We start from the raw sequence: 17,014 nt of genomic DNA, 5'->3' as shown, positions 1-17,014 counted from the left end.
ATGCCGCCTTCACCAGCCTTCTATGTCCACCTTTCCGTTTAGGTCAACCGGGAATTTAATTGACCGATTAAATTCCCGGATTTGAGGATAATATTGCTCAGTAACGCGCCGTTACCTGCACCCCGTAAAAGGCAGGCTCACCTGGAATAAAGGTTGGAATACCGAAAGAGCCGCCGGTATTGCCGCCGTCGATGAGGTACTGCTCGTCAAAGATGTTGCGGGCGAAACCGGCAATTTCATAGCGGCCATCATCAAAGCTGACACCGCCGCGCAAATTGACCAGCGTATAGCCGTCCTCGGCGATTGTGGGGTTATTGGGCAGCTCGAAGAACAGGTCGCTCTGATAGGTGACGCTAGGCGCCAGGAAGAAGCGGGTGCTCTCGTTAATGTCGTAATCCACGGTGAAACCGCCGGAAAGCTGCCACTCCGATTGCAGACGGAAGCGGTTATTGGCGAACACGCCGTTCTCAGGCTCATCATCAATGGTGGAATCAATATAGGCGCCATTGCCGAAGATGGTCAGCCAGTCGGTCGGGCTGATGCTCAGTTCCGCCTCGACGCCGATGCTGCTGGCATTGCCGGCATTGACGGTGATGAAGTCGCCGCTGCCTTCCTCCTGAATGGTGACCTGGAAGTTCTCATATTCCTGATAGAAAACGCCGACGCTCGCCTGGATCAGGGAGTCCGCATATTTCAAACCACCTTCATAGTTCCAAACAAATTCCGCCGGGAGATTATCGATAGCAGCAACAGGGCCGTTGGGACCTGCCGCCGAAGTAACATCGATAACCGGCGAACGACGACCGCGCGAGACGGTGGCATAGGCGTTGAGGTTGTCGGTGAAGCGATACAGCGCATTAAAGCGCGGCAGGATCGAGAAAAACTCATCATCGGCTTCAAATTCCTCACCGCCGGTATCGACAGCCGGGAGCAGAGGCGCGCCGGTGATGACCGAATTGGGTTGCACCGCAGAGAAAAAGCTCTGACGGTCTTCAAACAGGAAACGAACACCGGCGGTCAACTCCAGTGCCGTTGTCGGGGTGAGGGTGCCGTCAAAGAAGACCGAAAAAGCATCATTGATACCGCGATTCTGGAAAGTCGAGGCATAGGGTATAAAGCTAGCTGCACCTTGTGTGAGCAAGGCGGTGGCCTGTTCCGCAGTTACCGTGCCATCCGGAGCGACGCAGGGAAGGCCGGGGATCAGCCCGGCAGCGCATTGCAGATAGGTGCCTTCTTCAGTGGAGAAAGGCACGGCCTGGCTGCCATTCTCGTAGAAATAGTTGATACCGACAAAGCCGCGGAAGATATCGCTATCATAGCTCAAACGGCTCTCATGGTTGACCTGATAGCCTTCGGCGTCTTCTGCGAACTCAAGATAAAAGGCGGGCGAACCATCGGCATCGAAGACTTCCAGCGAGTCAAATTCGCGATAGGCAGTGATCTGGGTGTAGGTCAGGCTGTCGCTGATCTCGTAATTGACCGTCAGGCTGATGTCATAAACGTCACGCTCCAGCCCCAATTCTTCCAGCCCCAGCACTTCGCGCGAGAAGGGCGAGCCGGAAAGCTCCACCGGATCAAAAGGTGAGGTACTGCCGCCGGTGGCGGGCAGGGTGCCGGAGACAAAGGGCGTGCCCGAATTGCGCTGGCGGTCATAGGTGCCGACCAGATCGACAGTTAGCGGAATGGCAATCGGCGTCCAGCGCAGCGAGGCGCGGACACCCAACTGGTTCTGCGCATAGAGATCGGGCTGGTCGATGCCGGATGTGTTCTGGTTGGACACATTGGGATCACCGGCAATATTGCGCACCCAGCCATCGCGGCGGCGAAAGGCACCGGCGAGACGCAAGGCAATCTCGTCATTGCCGAAGTTCAGATGGCCCTGCGCCTGAAACATATCAAAATTGCCATAGCCGAGGCGCAAGGATGCCGAGGTGCCGGGCTCGGGCTTGGCGGAGACAAGGCTGACCGCACCGATGGTCGAGGCGGTGCCGAACAAAGTGGCTTGCGGGCCTTTAATGACCTCGATCCGCTCCATGTCATAAAGGTCCTGATAGACGCCGCGCGAGCGCGAGATATCGACGCCGTTGTAATAGACGGTGACACGCGGACCCTGTTGCGCGCTACCGCTGTCCGAGGTGATGCCGCGGATAACAAAGCCCGGGTTATTGGCACTCTGCTCCTGAATAAACAGGCCGGGGACATAGAGCGAGATTTCGTCAAGCTCCTGTGCGCCCAAGCGGTCCAGGTCTTCCGCGCCCAGTGCGGTGATGGTCAGCGGCACATCGGTGATCCGCTCTTCGCGTTTCTGCGCCGAGACGATGATGACATCGCCCTGATAGATAGTGTCTTCGGCTTGTTCATCTTCGGTGGTGCTGCCCTGCGCCTGAGGCGTAACCGGTTGATCCGAGCCGTTGATCTCATCTGCTGAGATGGAAGGAGCGGTAGCCAAGGCGACTGCGAGTGCGCCATGCGATAACAAAGCCATGATGTTTCCCCTGAAATGGAGTTATGCTGTATTGCGACCATTTCGGAGGCTATTGGGGCGGAAATGTAACAGGGCGATGCGATTGCTGTGACGGTGCGATAAATTTTTTCTTACGATTATGCTGCGACGCAGCATTTATTTCGCAGTCGCGTAACATCTGCTAGAGTTGCGAGAGAATATGGTCACTTGCGTCCCCTAAAGCGCTTGACCACGCGGCCGTTCCCGGTTAAGGGCCGCGCTTCGCCGCAATGCTGACTATCAGCATGCCTGCGAAAACATGAAAATCGGCACACAATGATGTGAGGTGCGGGCAGGGCCAAAGGCGGAGCCTCCTGCCGGGACTGGCGACAGTCCGACGTATCTCATTGTCAGAGTAACCGTTTGAATAACAAGGTGAAGCATTTATGCCAACGATTAATCAGCTGGTCCGCAAGGGCCGGACGCCGCAAAAGGCGAAATCGAAAGTGCCAGCCATGGATCAGAACCCGCAAAAGCGTGGTGTCTGTACCCGTGTCTACACAACGACTCCGAAAAAGCCGAACTCGGCGCTGCGTAAGGTGGCCAAGGTCCGCCTGACCAACAGCCGTGAAGTCATCAGCTATATTCCGGGCGAAGGCCACAACCTTCAGGAGCACAGCGTGGTTCTGATCCGTGGCGGTCGTGTGCGCGACCTTCCCGGTGTGCGCTATCACGTACTGCGCGGCGTTCTGGATACCCAGGGCGTGAAAGACCGTAAGCAGTCGCGTTCCAAATATGGCGCCAAGCGTCCTAAATAAGACACGCTTTTTCGAGGAGTATTAGAATATGGCACGTCGTCGTAGGCCCGAAAAGCGGGTTATCCTTCCTGATCCCAAATTCGGTGATCAGGTTCTTTCCAAATTCATGAACAACCTGATGCTGGATGGCAAAAAGTCGGTTGCAGAGCGTATCGTTTATGGCGCGCTGGACTCGGTGGAAGCCAAGGCAAAGACCGATCCGCTGCAGCTGTTCCACGATGCCCTGAACAATGTGAAGCCGGGTATCGAGGTGCGCTCCCGCCGTGTTGGTGGTGCGACCTATCAGGTTCCGGTTGAGGTTCGTCCCGAGCGTGCACAGGCTCTCGCCATTCGCTGGCTGATTGCTGCTGCGCGTGGCCGCAGCGAAACCACCATGGCGGCGCGTCTGTCGGGTGAACTGATGGATGCATCGAACAACCGTGGCAATGCAGTGAAGAAGCGCGAAGACACGCACAAAATGGCGGAAGCCAACCGTGCCTTCTCGCACTATCGCTGGTAAGCTTTTTGACCGGGTGATTTTATGGGACAAAGGGGCTGGTCAAGACTGGCCCCTTTGCCTATATCGCGCCCGATTTTGACATGTCTGAACCGAGGTTCAGGCGCATACCCCTGGAGTAAAGACCATGGCCCGCAGCCATCCTTTGGAAAAATACCGCAATATCGGCATTATGGCGCACATTGATGCCGGTAAGACCACCACGACCGAGCGTATTCTCTATTATACCGGTAAGTCGTATAAGATCGGCGAAGTGCATGATGGCGCTGCGACCATGGACTGGATGGAGCAGGAGCAGGAGCGGGGTATTACCATTACCTCTGCTGCGACGACCACTTTCTGGCGCGCCGAAGATGGCGAAGGCCCAGAGCACCGCATCAACATCATCGACACGCCGGGTCACGTGGACTTCACCATTGAAGTTGAGCGTTCGCTGCGTGTGCTTGACGGCGCGGTAGCGGTTTTTGATGGCGTTGCCGGCGTTGAGCCGCAGTCTGAAACTGTATGGCGTCAGGCTGACAAATATGGCGTTCCGCGGATGTGCTTCATCAACAAGCTCGACCGTACCGGCGCTGACTTCTATTATTGCGTAGATTCCATCGTTGAGCGCCTCGGCGCGACGCCGCTGGTTCTGTATCTCCCCATCGGTGCAGAGAGCGACCTCAAGGGCGTAGTCGATCTCGTCAACAATCGCGGTATTGTCTGGCAGGACGAAGCGCTGGGCGCGAAGTTCGACTATGTCGATATCCCGGCTGATCTGGCTGACAAGGCTGCGGAGTATCGTGAACAGCTCATCGAAACTGCGGTTGAGCAGGACGATGATGTGATGGAAGCGTATCTGGAAGGCAATGAGCCTGACGTTGCAACGCTGAAGCGTCTTATCCGTAAGGGTACGCTGGAGCGTGCATTTGTTCCGGTGCTGTGTGGTAGCGCGTTTAAGAACAAGGGTGTCCAGCCGCTGCTCGACGCTGTTGTCGACTATATGCCGAGCCCGCTCGACGTTCCCGCGATTAAGGGTGTTCTGCCCGATAGCGACGAAGAAGTAGAGCGTCCGTCTGACGACGAAGCGCCGTTCGCTGCGCTGGCGTTCAAGATCATGAACGACCCATTTGTCGGCTCGCTGACCTTTGCCCGCATCTATTCGGGCAAGCTTACCAAGGGTTCGGTTCTGAACTCGGTGAAGGACAAGCGCGAGAAAATCGGCCGTATGCTGCTGATGCACTCGAACAACCGCGAAGACATTGAAGAGGCTTATGCTGGCGACATCGTAGCTATTGCTGGTCTGAAGGAAACCACCACCGGTGACACGCTGTGTGCACCGAACGATCCGGTCATTCTGGAGCGTATGGAATTCCCTGAGCCGGTTATCGAGCTGTCGGTTGAGCCCAAGACCAAGGCTGACCAGGAGAAAATGGGTATTGCCCTTAATCGCCTGGCTGCCGAGGATCCGTCTTTCCGTGTTTCGACTGACCATGAATCGGGTCAGACGATCATCAAGGGCATGGGCGAGCTTCACCTCGACATTCTGGTCGACCGTATGAAACGCGAATTCAAGGTGGAAGCGAATGTCGGTGCGCCGCAGGTGGCTTATCGTGAATCGCTGACCAATCCGGCTGACATTGACTACACCCATAAGAAACAGTCGGGTGGTTCAGGTCAGTTTGCCCGCGTCAAGTTCGAGGTTACTCCGGGCGAGCGCGGCAGTGGCATCACCTTTAATGACGAGATCAAGGGCGGTAATATTCCCAAGGAATATATCCCGGCCGTTGAAAAGGGTATGCGCGAGACCGCCGAAACCGGCGCGCTTATCGGCTTCCCGATCATCGACTTTGATATTCGCCTCTATGACGGCGCCTATCATGACGTTGACTCCTCGGCTCTGGCCTTTGAGATCGCCGGTCGCGCTGCAATGCGTGAAGCGGCGCAGAAATCGAAGATCAAGCTGCTTGAGCCGGTCATGAAGGTTGAGATCACCACCCCGGAAGATTATCTGGGTGACGTGATCGGTGACCTTAATTCCCGTCGTGGTCAGATTCAGGGCACCGATACGCGCGGCAACGCGCAGATTGTCGATGCCATGGTCCCGCTGGCCAATATGTTCGGCTATGTGAATGAGCTGCGTTCATTCACCCAGGGCCGCGCGCAATATTCGATGCAATTCTCTCACTATGAGGAAGTGCCGAATAATGTTGCCGAGGAACTGACGGCGAAGATGGCCTAATCGGCTGATTTTAATACAGGCGCTCTCTTGTTGAATTGCCGGTTCGCCGTTTTTGTTCGGCATAAGCAATTCATTGGGTGTTGACAGATTGGGATAGTCTCGCCAAAGCGCCGCGCAGACTATCCGGTGATAGTAAATTGTGAAGGTAGGAAAAAATGGCAAAAGCAAAGTTTGAGCGGACGAAACCGCACGTGAACGTCGGCACCATCGGTCACGTTGACCATGGTAAGACCACATTGACTGCAGCAATCACCAAGGTGCTGGCAGAAGTAGGCGGTGGTGAAGCCGTTGACTTCGCTAACATCGACAAGGCACCGGAAGAGCGTGAGCGCGGCATCACCATCTCGACCGCACACGTTGAGTATGAAACCGACAACCGCCACTATGCGCACGTCGACTGCCCGGGTCACGCTGACTATGTTAAGAACATGATCACCGGTGCGGCGCAGATGGACGGCGCTATCCTGGTTGTTAACGCTGCTGACGGCCCGATGCCGCAGACCAAAGAGCACATTCTGCTTGCTCGTCAGGTTGGCGTTCCGGCGATGGTTGTCTTCCTCAACAAGGTTGACCAGGTTGACGATGAAGAACTGCTTGAGCTGGTTGAGCTCGAAGTTCGTGAACTGCTCAGCGAATATGACTTCCCGGGTGATGATATTCCTATCATCGCTGGTTCGGCTCTGGCCGCTCTGGAAGGCCGTGACGACAATATTGGCAAGGAAAAGATCCTTGAGCTGATGGCTGCCGTTGACGACTTCATCCCGCAGCCGGATCGTCCGGTTGATCAGGACTTCCTGATGCCGGTTGAGGACGTGTTCTCGATCTCTGGTCGTGGTACCGTTGTTACCGGCCGTGTTGAAACCGGTGTTATCAATGTTGGCGACGAAGTTGAAATCGTTGGCATCAAGGAAACCCAGAAGACCACCGTTACCGGTGTTGAAATGTTCCGCAAGCTGCTGGATCGCGGTGAAGCTGGCGACAATATCGGCGCTCTGATCCGCGGCATCGGCCGTGAGGAAGTTGAGCGTGGTCAGGTTCTGTGTAAGCCGGGTTCTGTTACCCCGCACACCGAATTCGACGCAGAAGTTTATGTGCTGTCGAAAGACGAAGGTGGCCGTCACACGCCGTTCTTCGCCAACTATCGTCCGCAGTTCTACTTCCGCACCACGGACGTCACCGGTGAAGTTATCCTTCCCGATGGCACCGAGATGGTCATGCCTGGCGACAATGTCACCATCGGCGTGAAGCTGATCGCACCGATCGCTATGGACCAGGGTCTGCGCTTCGCTATCCGCGAAGGTGGCCGGACTGTTGGTTCTGGGGTTGTCAGCACCATCAAAGCGTAATATAGGCGCTTCACCGCTGCGAAGATTGATTCGCGGCACACAAATTTAAGCAGGCCGCCCTGTTCTCCCATCGGGTTTTACAGGGCGGTTTGTTTTTGGTCCTCCTTCGCTCCATCCGGAGCTTCGGCGGATTAAGCAATTTTAGTTTTGGTGCCTTTTGAGAGACTGAAGCGGACTTGCCCGCCGAAGTTTCAACGAAGGTGGGCTCTTTCGCATCGGTAGTTGGAATTATGGAAACACAGAATATTCGTATTCGCCTTAAGGCATTTGATCATCGCGTTCTCGATCAGGCGACAGGCGATATTGCGGATACCGCACGCCGCACCGGCGCGCTCATCCGTGGTCCGATTCCACTGCCGACGCGCATTGAGAAATTTACCGTGAACCGCGGTCCGCACATCGACAAAAAGTCGCGTGAGCAATTTGAGGTTCGCACATATAAAAGGCTGCTCGATATCGTTCAGCCGACACCGCAGACGGTCGACGCGCTGATGAAGCTCGATCTCGCTGCTGGCGTAAACGTAGAGATCAAGCTGGCCTAAGCCAGTGATGCCCGGCTCCTGATCCGGGCGGTTCAGCTTGGCTGGACATGAAATTGGGATACCGCCGGAAGCCTTATGGCAAGCCGGGCTGAGTCCCCCGTCTTTTCCGCATCTTTCGGGTGCGGCCATGGCCCGGGCGGGGCACTCATAAAATATAGGGCCATGATCGCCGGTTGGTTTTCGGATCAGCCAAATATTGTCACGCCCGTCGCATCGTTTGTGATGGGCCTCTGTAAGGAGACTGATCATGCGCACAGGTGTGATCGCAAAAAAAGTCGGAATGACACGGCTTTTCCAGGATGACGGTCGTCACGTTCCCGTGACCGTGCTGTCGCTGGAAGGTTGTCAGGTTGTTTCGGTTCGTAATTCTGACCGTGACGGCTATGTCGCGGTGCAGCTGGGTGCAGGCGCGGCTAAGCCGAAAAACGTCAACAAGCCCCAGCGTGAGCATTTCGCCAAGGCAGAAGTTGCTCCCAAACAGCGCGTTGCGGAATTCCGCGTCGCTGATGATGCCATTCTCGACGTAGGTGCAGAGCTTTCCGCCAACCACTATGTCGCTGGCCAGCTGGTCGACATTACCGGCCACACCCAGGGTAAGGGTTTTGCCGGTGCCATGAAGCGTTGGGGCTTTGGTGGTCTGCGCGCCACCCATGGTGTTTCGCTCTCTCACCGTTCGCACGGTTCGACGGGTAACCGTCAGGATCCGGGTAAGGTGTTCAAGAACAAGAAAATGGCCGGTCAGATGGGTGACCGTCAGCGCACCCAGCAGAATCTGGAAGTTGTGCGCACCGACGAAACCCGTGGTCTGATTTTCGTCAAGGGTTCGGTCCCCGGTTCCAAGGGTGGCTGGCTCATGGTTCGTGATGCCGTTAAGGTCGCACGTCCTGATGATGCCCCTTATCCGGCAGCACTTGTCGAAGTCGCCAAGGAAGCGGCTCCGGCTGAAGAGGCTCCGGCAGAAGAAACAGTAGCAGAGGCAGCGGATACGCCTGCGGAGGCTGCACCGGCTCCTGAAGCCACTGACGGCCAGGAAGGGTAAGGCACAATGAAGATCAAGGTAAAAGCCCTGGAAGGCAAAGCGCCCACCGGCGCGAAAGCCGATATCGAGCTGAATGACGATGTCTTCGGTGTCGAGCCGCGCGCAGACATTCTGCACCGCGTCGTCACCTGGCAGCTGGAAAATCGCCGTGGCACCGCGCGTGCTGCGCGTGAGCGTTCCGATGTTGCCCGCACCGGCAAGAAGTTCGGTCGTCAAAAAGGTGGTGGTACCGCCCGTCATGGTGACCGTCGTGCTCCGATCTTTATCGGCGGTGGTAAGGCCCATGGTCCGCGCAAGCGTGACTTTGAGCAGTCGCTGAACAAGAAGATCCGTGCTCTCGGCCTCAAAATGGCGCTGTCAGACAAGGCCAAGAACGACAATCTGATCGTTGTTGACAGTCTCGAGCTGAAAGAAGCCAAGACGCAGGCGCTCAAGGGCAATCTCGACAAGCTGGGTCTGGGCAAGACCGCTCTGGTGATTGACGGTGATGCGGTAGCCGAAGGCTTCCAGAAAGCATCGTCCAATCTGGTTGGCTTGAACAGCCTGCCGGCCATGGGTGCCAATGTCTATGACATCATGAAACACGATACGCTGGTGCTGACGCGCGCAGCGGTTGAAAAGCTGGAGGCGCGTTTCAATGGCTAAAAAAGCAAATATCGATGCCCGTCATTATGACGTGATCGTTGCGCCGCACATCACGGAAAAGTCGACACTGCTCAGTGAAAACAATGCTGTGGTCTTCAAGGTTGCCAACAGCGCAACCAAGCCGGAGATCAAAGCGGCTGTTGAAGCTCTGTTCGACGTCAAAGTGACCGGCGTGAACACCATCGTGCAAAAGGGCAAGTCCAAGCGCTGGCGCGGTCGCCCTTATCGCCGCTCCGACATCAAAAAAGCCATCGTCACACTGGCCGAAGGTCAGTCCATCGACGTGACCACCGGCGTATAAGACAGGACGGACAGGAAAAATGGCACTCAAGACATATAACCCGACCAGCCCGGCCCGTCGCGGCCTTGTGCTCGTCGACAAGAGCGACCTCTGGAAAGGGTCTCCCGTCAAGGCGCTGGTCGAAGGCAAGCGCAAGACCGGTGGCCGCAACAACAAAGGTCATGTGACCTCGCGCGGCATTGCCGGCGGTCACAAGCAGAAATACCGCAAGGTGGATTTCAAGCGTCGCAAGTTCGACGTTGCCGGAACCGTTGAGCGTCTGGAATATGACCCCAACCGTTCGGCTTTCATCGCGCTGATCAAATATGAGGATGGCGAGCTTGCTTACATTCTCGCGCCGCAGCGTCTGGCTGTTGGTGATACTGTCATCGCCGGTGAAAAGGTTGATGTGAAGCCTGGCAATGCGATGAAGCTGAGCCAGATGCCGGTTGGCACCATCATCCACAATATCGAGATGAAGCCGGGCAAGGGCGGTCAGATCGCCCGCGCAGCCGGTACCTATGCGCAGCTGGTCGGTCGTGACCGCGGCATGGTCATCGTTCGCCTGAATTCGGGTGAGCAGCGTTACATTCGTGGCGAGTGCATGGGCACTGTTGGCGCCGTGTCCAATCCGGACAATGCCAACCAGACCTTTGCCAAGGCTGGCCGCACCCGCTGGAAGGGCCGTCGTCCGCTGACCCGTGGTGTTGCAAAAAACCCGGTCGATCACCCGCATGGTGGTGGTGAGGGCCGTACCTCGGGTGGCCGACATCCGGTGACCCCATGGGGCAAGCCGACCAAGGGTGCTCGTACCCGCAAGAACAAACAGACCGACAAGATGATCATCCGGTCGCGTCACGCGAAGAAGAAGAGGTAAGTCATGGCACGTTCCGTCTGGAAAGGACCATTTGTCGAGCTTAGCCTGCTGAAAAAGGCCGAAGAAGCTCAGGAAAATGGCGGCCGCGCTCCGATCAAGACCTGGTCGCGCCGGTCAACCGTATTGCCGCAGTTCGTTGGCCTGACGTTCAATGTCTATAATGGCCACAAATTCGTTCCGGTCTCCGTGAACGAAGACATGGTGGGCCACAAGCTGGGTGAGTTCGCTCCAACGCGCACTTACTACGGCCACGCCGCAGACAAGAAGGGCAAGAAATAATGGGCAAGCAATCTGCACCCCGCCGGGTTGGCGAGCGTGAAGCGCTTGCTGTCGGCAACTCCATTCGCGGTTCGGCGCAGAAGCTGAATCTGGTGGCGCAGCTGATCCGTGGCAAGAAAGCGGAAGAGGCGATGAACATCCTCTCTTTCTCGAAAAAAGCCATGGCGGTTGATGCACGCAAGGTTCTGGCCTCGGCCATCGCCAATGCCGAGAACAACCACAATCTGGACGTCGATGCGCTGGTCGTATCGGAAGCCAGTGTCGGCAAGTCGATCACCATGAAGCGCTTCACAACCCGTGCGCGTGGTCGTTCGAGCCGCATTTTGAAGCCATTCAGCCGCCTGCGCATCGTTGTGCGCGAGCATGATGAAGAGGAGGCGTAAGCCATGGGTCAGAAGAGTAATCCGATAGGCCTGCGTCTGCAGATCAACCGTACCTGGGACAGCCGCTGGTATGCCGAAGGTGCTGACTATGCGCAACTGCTCAAGGAAGACATCACGATCCGCAACTACATCATCAAGAACCTGCCCCAGGCAGCGATCTCGAAGGTGGTGATCGAGCGTCCGGCCAAGCTGTGCCGCGTGTCCATCTATGCTGCCCGCCCCGGTGTTATCATCGGCAAGAAGGGTGCGGACATTGAGAAGCTGACCAAGAAGCTCAGCACCATGACCGACAGCGAAGTGAAGCTGAACATCGTCGAAATCCGCAAGCCGGAAGTTGACGCGAAGCTCGTTGCACAGGGCATTGGTGACCAGCTGATCCGTCGCGTTGCTTTCCGTCGTGCGATGAAGCGCGCGGTGCAGTCGGCGCTGCGTCTTGGCGCAGAGGGTATCAAGATCACCTGTGGTGGTCGTCTGGGCGGTGCGGAAATCGCCCGCGTAGAATGGTATCGTGAAGGCCGTGTGCCGCTGCACACACTGCGTGCCAATGTTGACTATGCCGAGTCAGAAGCGCTGACCGCTTATGGCATCATCGGCATCAAGGTCTGGATCTTCAAAGGCGAAATTCTGGGCCATGACCCGATGGCGCAGGATCGTCTGATGATGGAGGCGCAGACCTCCGGTGTGCGTCCGGCGCGCTGAGCGACGGCTGTTTAGATTTTAGGATAAAGCATCATGCTGCAACCGAAGAAAACAAAATACCGCAAGGCCTTTAAAGGCAAGATCAAGGGCAATGCTCCCGGCGGCACCACGCTGAACTTTGGTTCCTATGGCCTTAAGGCTCTGGAGCCCGAGCGTATCACCGCCCGCCAGATCGAAGCTGCGCGTCGTGCGATCACGCGTCACATCAAGCGTCAGGGACGCCTATGGATTCGCGTATTCCCTGATGTGCCGGTATCGAAAAAGCCTGCCGAAGTCCGTCAGGGTAAAGGTAAGGGTTCGGTCGAATATTGGGCCGCCCGGGTAAAGCCTGGCCGCATCCTGTTTGAACTGGATGGTGTGCCCGGACCGCTGGCCGCTGTCGCTTTTGAGCGTGCAGCCATGAAACTGCCGATCAAGACCAAGGTCGTGGCGCGTCTCGGCGACACGTCGCACCTGGAAGGGTAAGCTAAGATGAGCAAGCAACTCGAAGACCTGCGCACCAAGACCGACGATCAGCTGGCTGATGAGCTGACCGCGCTGAAAAAAGAAGCGTTTAACCTGCGCTTTCAGGCGGCGACCAACCAGCTGGAAAATCCGTCGCGCATGCGTGACGTGCGTCGCAATATCGCGCGCATCAAAACGCTTCAGGGCGAGCGCGCCCGCAGCGCAGCACAGGCTTAAGGGAGACATATTATGCCAAAACGTGTTCTGACAGGAACGGTGGTCTCCGATAAGACCGACAAGACCGTCGTGGTAAAGGTTGAGCGCAAGGTGAAGCACCCGCTGTACGGGAAGATCATCCGCCTCTCCAAAAAATACCACGCGCATGATGAGGAAAACACCTTCAAGGCGGGCGAGGTTGTCCGCATTGAGGAAACACGGCCGATTTCCAAGCTGAAGACCTGGAAGGTGCTCGACCGTGTGGGTGGAACCCCGGACATCGCCGTACAGGATAACGCCTGATTTTCGTTTTTAGGAACTGCCAGACAGGTTCTGGCAAGCCAGACAAGAAGGAACCGGATCAATGATCCAGATGCAGTCTAATCTTGAGGTCGCGGACAATAGCGGCGCCAAGCGTGTGCAGTGCATTAAGGTGCTCGGCGGCTCGAAGCGCCGTTTTGCCAGCGTCGGTGACATCATCGTCGTTTCGGTGAAGGAAGCAGCACCGCGCGGCAAGGTGAAAAAGGGTGACGTGCACCGTGCCGTCATCGTGCGCACCGCCAAGGACGTTCGTCGTGCAGACGGCACCGTCATCCGCTTTGACAGCAATGCCGCTGTGCTCGTCAACAAAAGTGACGAGCCGATCGGCACGCGTATTTTTGGCCCCGTGGTTCGTGAGCTGCGTGCCAAGAAGCACATGAAAATCATTTCACTCGCGCCGGAGGTACTCTGACCATGGGTATGGCAAAGATCAAAAAAGGCGATGATGTCGTCGTCCTGTCCGGCAAGGACAAGGGCAAGACCGGCAGCGTCACCCAGGTAATGCCGAAGGAAGGCAAGGTTGTAGTGTCCGGCGTCAACATGATCGCGCGTCACCGCAAGCCGACCCAGCAGAACCCGCAGGGTGGTATTGACCGCTATGAAGCACCGATGGCGATTTCCAAGGTTGCTGTTGCCGATCCCAAGAGCGGCAAGCCAACCCGCGTTCGCATCGAAGAAAAGGACGGCAAGAAGGTCCGTGTGGCCGTGAAGTCCGGGGAGACGATCGATGGCTGATAAGTATACGCCACGCATGCGCCAGCGTTACGACGATGTGGTCGTCAAGGCGATGCAGGAAAAGTTCAACTATGCCAATCCGATGGAAGTGCCACGTATCGAAAAGGTCGTGATCAACATGGGTGTTGGTGAAGCCAGCCAGGACAAGAAGAAAGTCGCAACGGCTGCCGCTGAAATGGAACTGATTTCCGGTCAGAAGCCGGTGATCACAAAGGCAAAGAAATCCATCGCCGGCTTCAAGCTGCGCGAAGGTATGCCGATCGGCTGCAAGGTGACTTTGCGCAAGGAACGCATGTATGAGTTTCTTGATCGCTTCGTCACCATCGCAATGCCGCGCATTCGTGACTTTCGCGGACTGAACCCGAAGAGCTTTGACGGCCGTGGCAACTACGCCATGGGCCTGAAGGAGCAGATCGTGTTCCCGGAAATCAGCTATGATGCCATCGATACCGTTCGCGGCATGGACATCATTGTAACCACAACTGCGAAGACGGACGATGAGGCCCGCGAATTGCTGCGTCTCTTCGGCTTCCCGTTCCCGCAAGAAGAGGAACAGCAAGCGGCCTGATAGGGCAGCGGCTGTTTCACCAGAGTTTTACTCAAGAAAGGTGAACTTAAGTCATGGCGAAACTGAGTTCGATTAACAAAAACGAGAAGCGCAAGCGGATGGTGAAGAAATATGCCAACCGCTATGCCAAGCTGAAGGCGATTGCGGCCGACACTTCGCTCGACGAAACCGAGCGTCTGATGGCCCGCCTGAAGATGGCGGAAATTCCGCGCAATGGTAACCCGACACGCGTTCGCAACCGGTGCAACACCACCGGTCGTCCGCGCGGTTATTATCGCAAGTTCGGCCTGTGCCGTATCGAGCTGCGCGATCTGGCCAATAAGGGCCTGATCCCCGGCGTAACGAAGTCCAGCTGGTAAGGATTTGCATCATGGCATTTACCGATCCTTTGGGTGATATGCTCACCCGTATTCGCAACGGTCAGCAGGCCAAGAAGGACAGCGTTGTCTCGCCGTCTTCCAAGCTGCGTGCCCGTGTTCTCGATGTGCTGCAGCGCGAAGGCTATATTCGCGGCTATGCAGAGGAAGCGCTGGGCCAGCATAAGGGCCTGCGTATCGAGCTGAAATATTTTGAGGGCGAGCCTGCGATCAAGTCGCTGGCGCGCGTGTCCAAGCCGGGTCGCCGGGTTTACAGCGGTTCGCAGGAACTGCCCCGTGTACGCAACGGTCTGGGCATCACCATCGTATCCACGCCCAAGGGTGTTCTCTCCGACGCGGAAGCGCGCGAGCAGAATGTCGGTGGCGAGGTTCTGGCGGAGGTATTCTGATCATGAGCCGTATTGGTAAAAAGGCAGTGGCCATTCCGGCAGGCGTCAGCGCCAATATCGCTGATGGCATTCTGTCGGTCAAAGGCCCCAAGGGCGAGCTGACGCTGCCGCTCTCGGACCAGATTGAATATAGCATTGGTGATGACGGCGTAGCCGTGAAGCCAGCGAATAACGGCAAGCAGGCCCGCGCATTTTGGGGCATGCAGCGCACGCTGGTTCAGAACCTGGTCACCGGTGTGACCGAAGGCTTCTCCAAGACGCTGGAAATCAACGGCGTTGGCTATCGTGCCAAGGTGCAGGGCAAGACGCTCAACATGCAGCTCGGCTTCAGCCATGATGTTGATTTTGCGATCCCTGAGGGCATCGACATCAAGACGCCGGATCAGACCACGGTCGAGATCTCCGGCATGGACAAACAGAAAGTCGGCCAGGTGGCCGCAGAAATCCGCCGCTGGCGCAAGCCCGAGCCTTATAAGGGCAAGGGTATCAAATATCAGGGCGAATATATTTTCCGCAAGGAAGGGAAGAAGAAGTAAGCCATGGCGAAACTTTCTCTATTCGAAAAGCGGCGCCAGCGTGTGCGTACCGCTCTGCGCAAACAGGCCGCTGGCCGCGCGCGCCTCTCGGTGCACCGCACCGGTCGGCATATCTATGCCCAGATCATTGACGATGCTGCGGGCAAGACCGTTGCTTCGGCCTCTTCGCTGACCAAGGGCAGCAAGGATGCGGGCGCAACCTGTGAAGCCGCAGCCAAAGTCGGCAAGGATATTGCCGCTGCTGCCAAAAAGGCGGGCGTCACCACCGTTGTGTTTGATCGTGGCGGTTTTCTCTATCATGGCCGGGTAAAGGCGCTTGCTGACGCTGCCCGTGAAGGCGGACTGGAGTTTTAAGCGATGGCTGATGAAGTAAAAAAAGACGAAACCGTCGAAAACACCAACGACGCTCCGGCAACCGAAGCGGCTCCTGCTGCTGAAGCTGCTCCTGCGGAACAGGCTGCACAGGAAGCTGCACCTGCTGAAAACAAGCGCGGTGGCCGTAATGCGCGCGGTGACGGCCGCGGTGGACGCGGTGGTGGCCGTGGTCGTCGCAATGACCGTCGCAATCGCGATGAGGACAAGGGCGACGATCTGATCGAGAAGCTGGTCCATATCAACCGCGTTTCCAAGACGGTTAAGGGTGGTAAGCGCTTCGGTTTCGCTGCTCTGGTCGTCGTCGGTGACGGTTCGGGCCGTGTTGGTTTCGGCCATGGTAAAGCACGCGAGGTTCCTGAGGCGATCTCCAAGGCAACCGCTGCTGCCAAGAAGAAGATGATCCGTGTGGCTCTGAAAGAAGGCCGCACGCTGCACCATGACGGCAAGGGCCGTTTCGGTGCTGGCAAGGTCACCGTTCGCACCGCACCTCCGGGTACCGGTATCATTGCCGGTGGCCCGATGCGTGCCGTGTTTGAAAGCCTGGGCGTTTCCGATGTGGTGACCAAGTCGGTCGGCACCTCCAACCCCTATAACATGATCCGCGCCACCTTTGAGGCTCTGGGCGACCAGACCAGCCCCAAATCCGTGGCACAGCGTCGTGGCAAGAAGGTTGCTGACCTTCTGAGCCGTGGCGGCGCCAGCGCAGCCGAAGCAAAGGTTGACGCTGAAGCAATTACGGAGTGATTGAGCAATGGCTGCTAAGAAAACCATCAAGGTGCGCCAGACTGGTTCGCCAATCCGCCGCCCGGACGTTCAGCGCAAGACGCTGATCGGTCTCGGTCTCAACAAGATGCACAAGACAGTCGAGCTGGAAGACACCCCTTCCGTGCGCGGCATGATCAAGAGCGTCAGCCACATGGTTGAGATTGTAGAATAATTACATTCCTCTCCCTTTACGGGAGAGGATAGCGACGCTTGTCGCGAA

25 protein-coding genes are annotated in these 17,014 nt (G+C 56.9%); 24 read left to right on the top strand and 1 reads right to left on the bottom strand.

Translation table 11 applies throughout. The features are described from left to right. Window positions 1–97: 97 nt before the first annotated feature. A complete protein-coding gene (locus tag RB602_RS11000) occupies window positions 98–2,485 on the bottom strand; it encodes a TonB-dependent receptor (RefSeq protein ID WP_317080619.1) in 2,388 nt (795 codons plus the stop codon). Between the two features lie 404 nt (window positions 2,486–2,889). Between RB602_RS11000 and rpsL the strand changes: the two genes are divergently transcribed. The 24 genes from rpsL to rpmD all read left to right on the top strand — a co-directional run bounded on the left by rpsL (window position 2,890) and on the right by rpmD (window position 16,966). Further along, window positions 2,890–3,261 (top strand): 30S ribosomal protein S12, encoded by a 372-nt coding sequence (rpsL, locus tag RB602_RS10995; protein WP_317080618.1) that lies wholly within the window; start codon window positions 2,890–2,892, stop codon window positions 3,259–3,261. A gap of 28 nt (window positions 3,262–3,289) precedes the next feature. After that, the gene (gene rpsG, locus RB602_RS10990) at window positions 3,290–3,760 is read left to right on the top strand and encodes a 30S ribosomal protein S7 (RefSeq protein WP_317080617.1); all 471 of its coding nucleotides are present in this window, start codon (window positions 3,290–3,292) and stop codon (window positions 3,758–3,760) included. Between the two features lie 124 nt (window positions 3,761–3,884). After that, window positions 3,885–5,978, top strand: coding sequence for an elongation factor G (gene fusA, locus RB602_RS10985; protein WP_317080616.1), 2,094 nt, complete (start codon window positions 3,885–3,887; stop codon window positions 5,976–5,978). A 155-nt stretch (window positions 5,979–6,133) separates the two neighbouring features. Beyond that, window positions 6,134–7,324, top strand: a complete 1,191-nt coding sequence (tuf, locus tag RB602_RS10980) for an elongation factor Tu (protein ID WP_317080615.1) — start codon at window positions 6,134–6,136, stop codon at window positions 7,322–7,324. Window positions 7,325–7,554: 230 nt separating this feature from the next. Beyond that, window positions 7,555–7,866: a 30S ribosomal protein S10 gene (rpsJ, locus tag RB602_RS10975; RefSeq protein ID WP_222989363.1), complete on the top strand. Its 312-nt coding sequence runs from the start codon at window positions 7,555–7,557 to the stop codon at window positions 7,864–7,866. Window positions 7,867–8,113: 247 nt separating this feature from the next. Continuing rightward, window positions 8,114–8,905: a 50S ribosomal protein L3 gene (gene rplC / locus RB602_RS10970; protein ID WP_317080614.1), complete on the top strand. Its 792-nt coding sequence runs from the start codon at window positions 8,114–8,116 to the stop codon at window positions 8,903–8,905. 6 nt (window positions 8,906–8,911) lie between these two features. Further along, window positions 8,912–9,550, top strand: coding sequence for a 50S ribosomal protein L4 (rplD, locus tag RB602_RS10965; RefSeq protein ID WP_317080613.1), 639 nt, complete (start codon window positions 8,912–8,914; stop codon window positions 9,548–9,550). Next, window positions 9,543–9,851 carry a 50S ribosomal protein L23 gene (locus RB602_RS10960; protein WP_317080612.1) on the top strand — a complete coding sequence of 103 codons (309 nt, stop codon included), beginning with the start codon at window positions 9,543–9,545 and terminating at the stop codon, window positions 9,849–9,851. The genes rplD and RB602_RS10960 overlap by 8 nt, the downstream gene beginning before the upstream one ends. Window positions 9,852–9,870: 19 nt before the next feature. After that, window positions 9,871–10,707, top strand: coding sequence for a 50S ribosomal protein L2 (gene rplB / locus RB602_RS10955; protein ID WP_317080611.1), 837 nt, complete (start codon window positions 9,871–9,873; stop codon window positions 10,705–10,707). Between the two features lie 3 nt (window positions 10,708–10,710). Continuing rightward, entirely contained in the window at window positions 10,711–10,986 is a 276-nt protein-coding gene (gene rpsS, locus RB602_RS10950; protein ID WP_317080610.1) for a 30S ribosomal protein S19, read from the top strand. Then, window positions 10,986–11,369: a 50S ribosomal protein L22 gene (rplV, locus tag RB602_RS10945; RefSeq protein ID WP_317080609.1), complete on the top strand. Its 384-nt coding sequence runs from the start codon at window positions 10,986–10,988 to the stop codon at window positions 11,367–11,369. The genes rpsS and rplV overlap by 1 nt, the downstream gene beginning before the upstream one ends. Before the next feature lie 3 nt (window positions 11,370–11,372). Next, window positions 11,373–12,068, top strand: coding sequence for a 30S ribosomal protein S3 (rpsC, locus tag RB602_RS10940; protein WP_317080608.1), 696 nt, complete (start codon window positions 11,373–11,375; stop codon window positions 12,066–12,068). A 33-nt stretch (window positions 12,069–12,101) separates the two neighbouring features. Further along, on the top strand, window positions 12,102–12,533 hold the full coding sequence (gene rplP, locus RB602_RS10935) for a 50S ribosomal protein L16 (RefSeq protein ID WP_317080607.1): 432 nt from the start codon (window positions 12,102–12,104) through the stop codon (window positions 12,531–12,533). Between the two features lie 6 nt (window positions 12,534–12,539). Further along, window positions 12,540–12,749 carry a 50S ribosomal protein L29 gene (gene rpmC, locus RB602_RS10930; protein WP_317080606.1) on the top strand — a complete coding sequence of 70 codons (210 nt, stop codon included), beginning with the start codon at window positions 12,540–12,542 and terminating at the stop codon, window positions 12,747–12,749. Between the two features lie 12 nt (window positions 12,750–12,761). Continuing rightward, the gene (gene rpsQ, locus RB602_RS10925; protein ID WP_317080605.1) at window positions 12,762–13,031 is read left to right on the top strand and encodes a 30S ribosomal protein S17; all 270 of its coding nucleotides are present in this window, start codon (window positions 12,762–12,764) and stop codon (window positions 13,029–13,031) included. A gap of 61 nt (window positions 13,032–13,092) precedes the next feature. Continuing rightward, window positions 13,093–13,461, top strand: a complete 369-nt coding sequence (rplN, locus tag RB602_RS10920) for a 50S ribosomal protein L14 (protein WP_317080604.1) — start codon at window positions 13,093–13,095, stop codon at window positions 13,459–13,461. A 2-nt stretch (window positions 13,462–13,463) separates the two neighbouring features. Next, window positions 13,464–13,784: a 50S ribosomal protein L24 gene (gene rplX, locus RB602_RS10915; protein WP_317080603.1), complete on the top strand. Its 321-nt coding sequence runs from the start codon at window positions 13,464–13,466 to the stop codon at window positions 13,782–13,784. After that, a complete protein-coding gene (rplE, locus tag RB602_RS10910; RefSeq protein ID WP_317080602.1) occupies window positions 13,777–14,352 on the top strand; it encodes a 50S ribosomal protein L5 in 576 nt (191 codons plus the stop codon). The genes rplX and rplE overlap by 8 nt, the downstream gene beginning before the upstream one ends. Before the next feature lie 53 nt (window positions 14,353–14,405). Continuing rightward, a complete protein-coding gene (rpsN, locus tag RB602_RS10905) occupies window positions 14,406–14,711 on the top strand; it encodes a 30S ribosomal protein S14 (RefSeq protein ID WP_317080601.1) in 306 nt (101 codons plus the stop codon). Between the two features lie 11 nt (window positions 14,712–14,722). Then, window positions 14,723–15,118, top strand: a complete 396-nt coding sequence (gene rpsH / locus RB602_RS10900; protein WP_317080600.1) for a 30S ribosomal protein S8 — start codon at window positions 14,723–14,725, stop codon at window positions 15,116–15,118. Window positions 15,119–15,120: 2 nt separating this feature from the next. Then, on the top strand, window positions 15,121–15,654 hold the full coding sequence (gene rplF, locus RB602_RS10895) for a 50S ribosomal protein L6 (protein WP_317080599.1): 534 nt from the start codon (window positions 15,121–15,123) through the stop codon (window positions 15,652–15,654). Between the two features lie 3 nt (window positions 15,655–15,657). After that, a complete protein-coding gene (gene rplR / locus RB602_RS10890) occupies window positions 15,658–16,008 on the top strand; it encodes a 50S ribosomal protein L18 (protein ID WP_317080598.1) in 351 nt (116 codons plus the stop codon). A gap of 3 nt (window positions 16,009–16,011) precedes the next feature. After that, window positions 16,012–16,773 carry a 30S ribosomal protein S5 gene (rpsE, locus tag RB602_RS10885; protein ID WP_317080597.1) on the top strand — a complete coding sequence of 254 codons (762 nt, stop codon included), beginning with the start codon at window positions 16,012–16,014 and terminating at the stop codon, window positions 16,771–16,773. Window positions 16,774–16,780: 7 nt separating this feature from the next. Continuing rightward, window positions 16,781–16,966: a 50S ribosomal protein L30 gene (rpmD, locus tag RB602_RS10880; RefSeq protein ID WP_317080596.1), complete on the top strand. Its 186-nt coding sequence runs from the start codon at window positions 16,781–16,783 to the stop codon at window positions 16,964–16,966. The last annotated feature ends 48 nt before the right edge of the window (window positions 16,967–17,014 follow it).

This window comes from Parasphingorhabdus sp. SCSIO 66989 (assembly GCF_032852305.1).
Lineage (GTDB): Bacteria > Pseudomonadota > Alphaproteobacteria > Sphingomonadales > Sphingomonadaceae > Alterisphingorhabdus > Alterisphingorhabdus coralli.
Note: the sequence above shows the minus strand (reverse complement) of the source record. Positions and strands in the feature narration are given on the sequence as shown.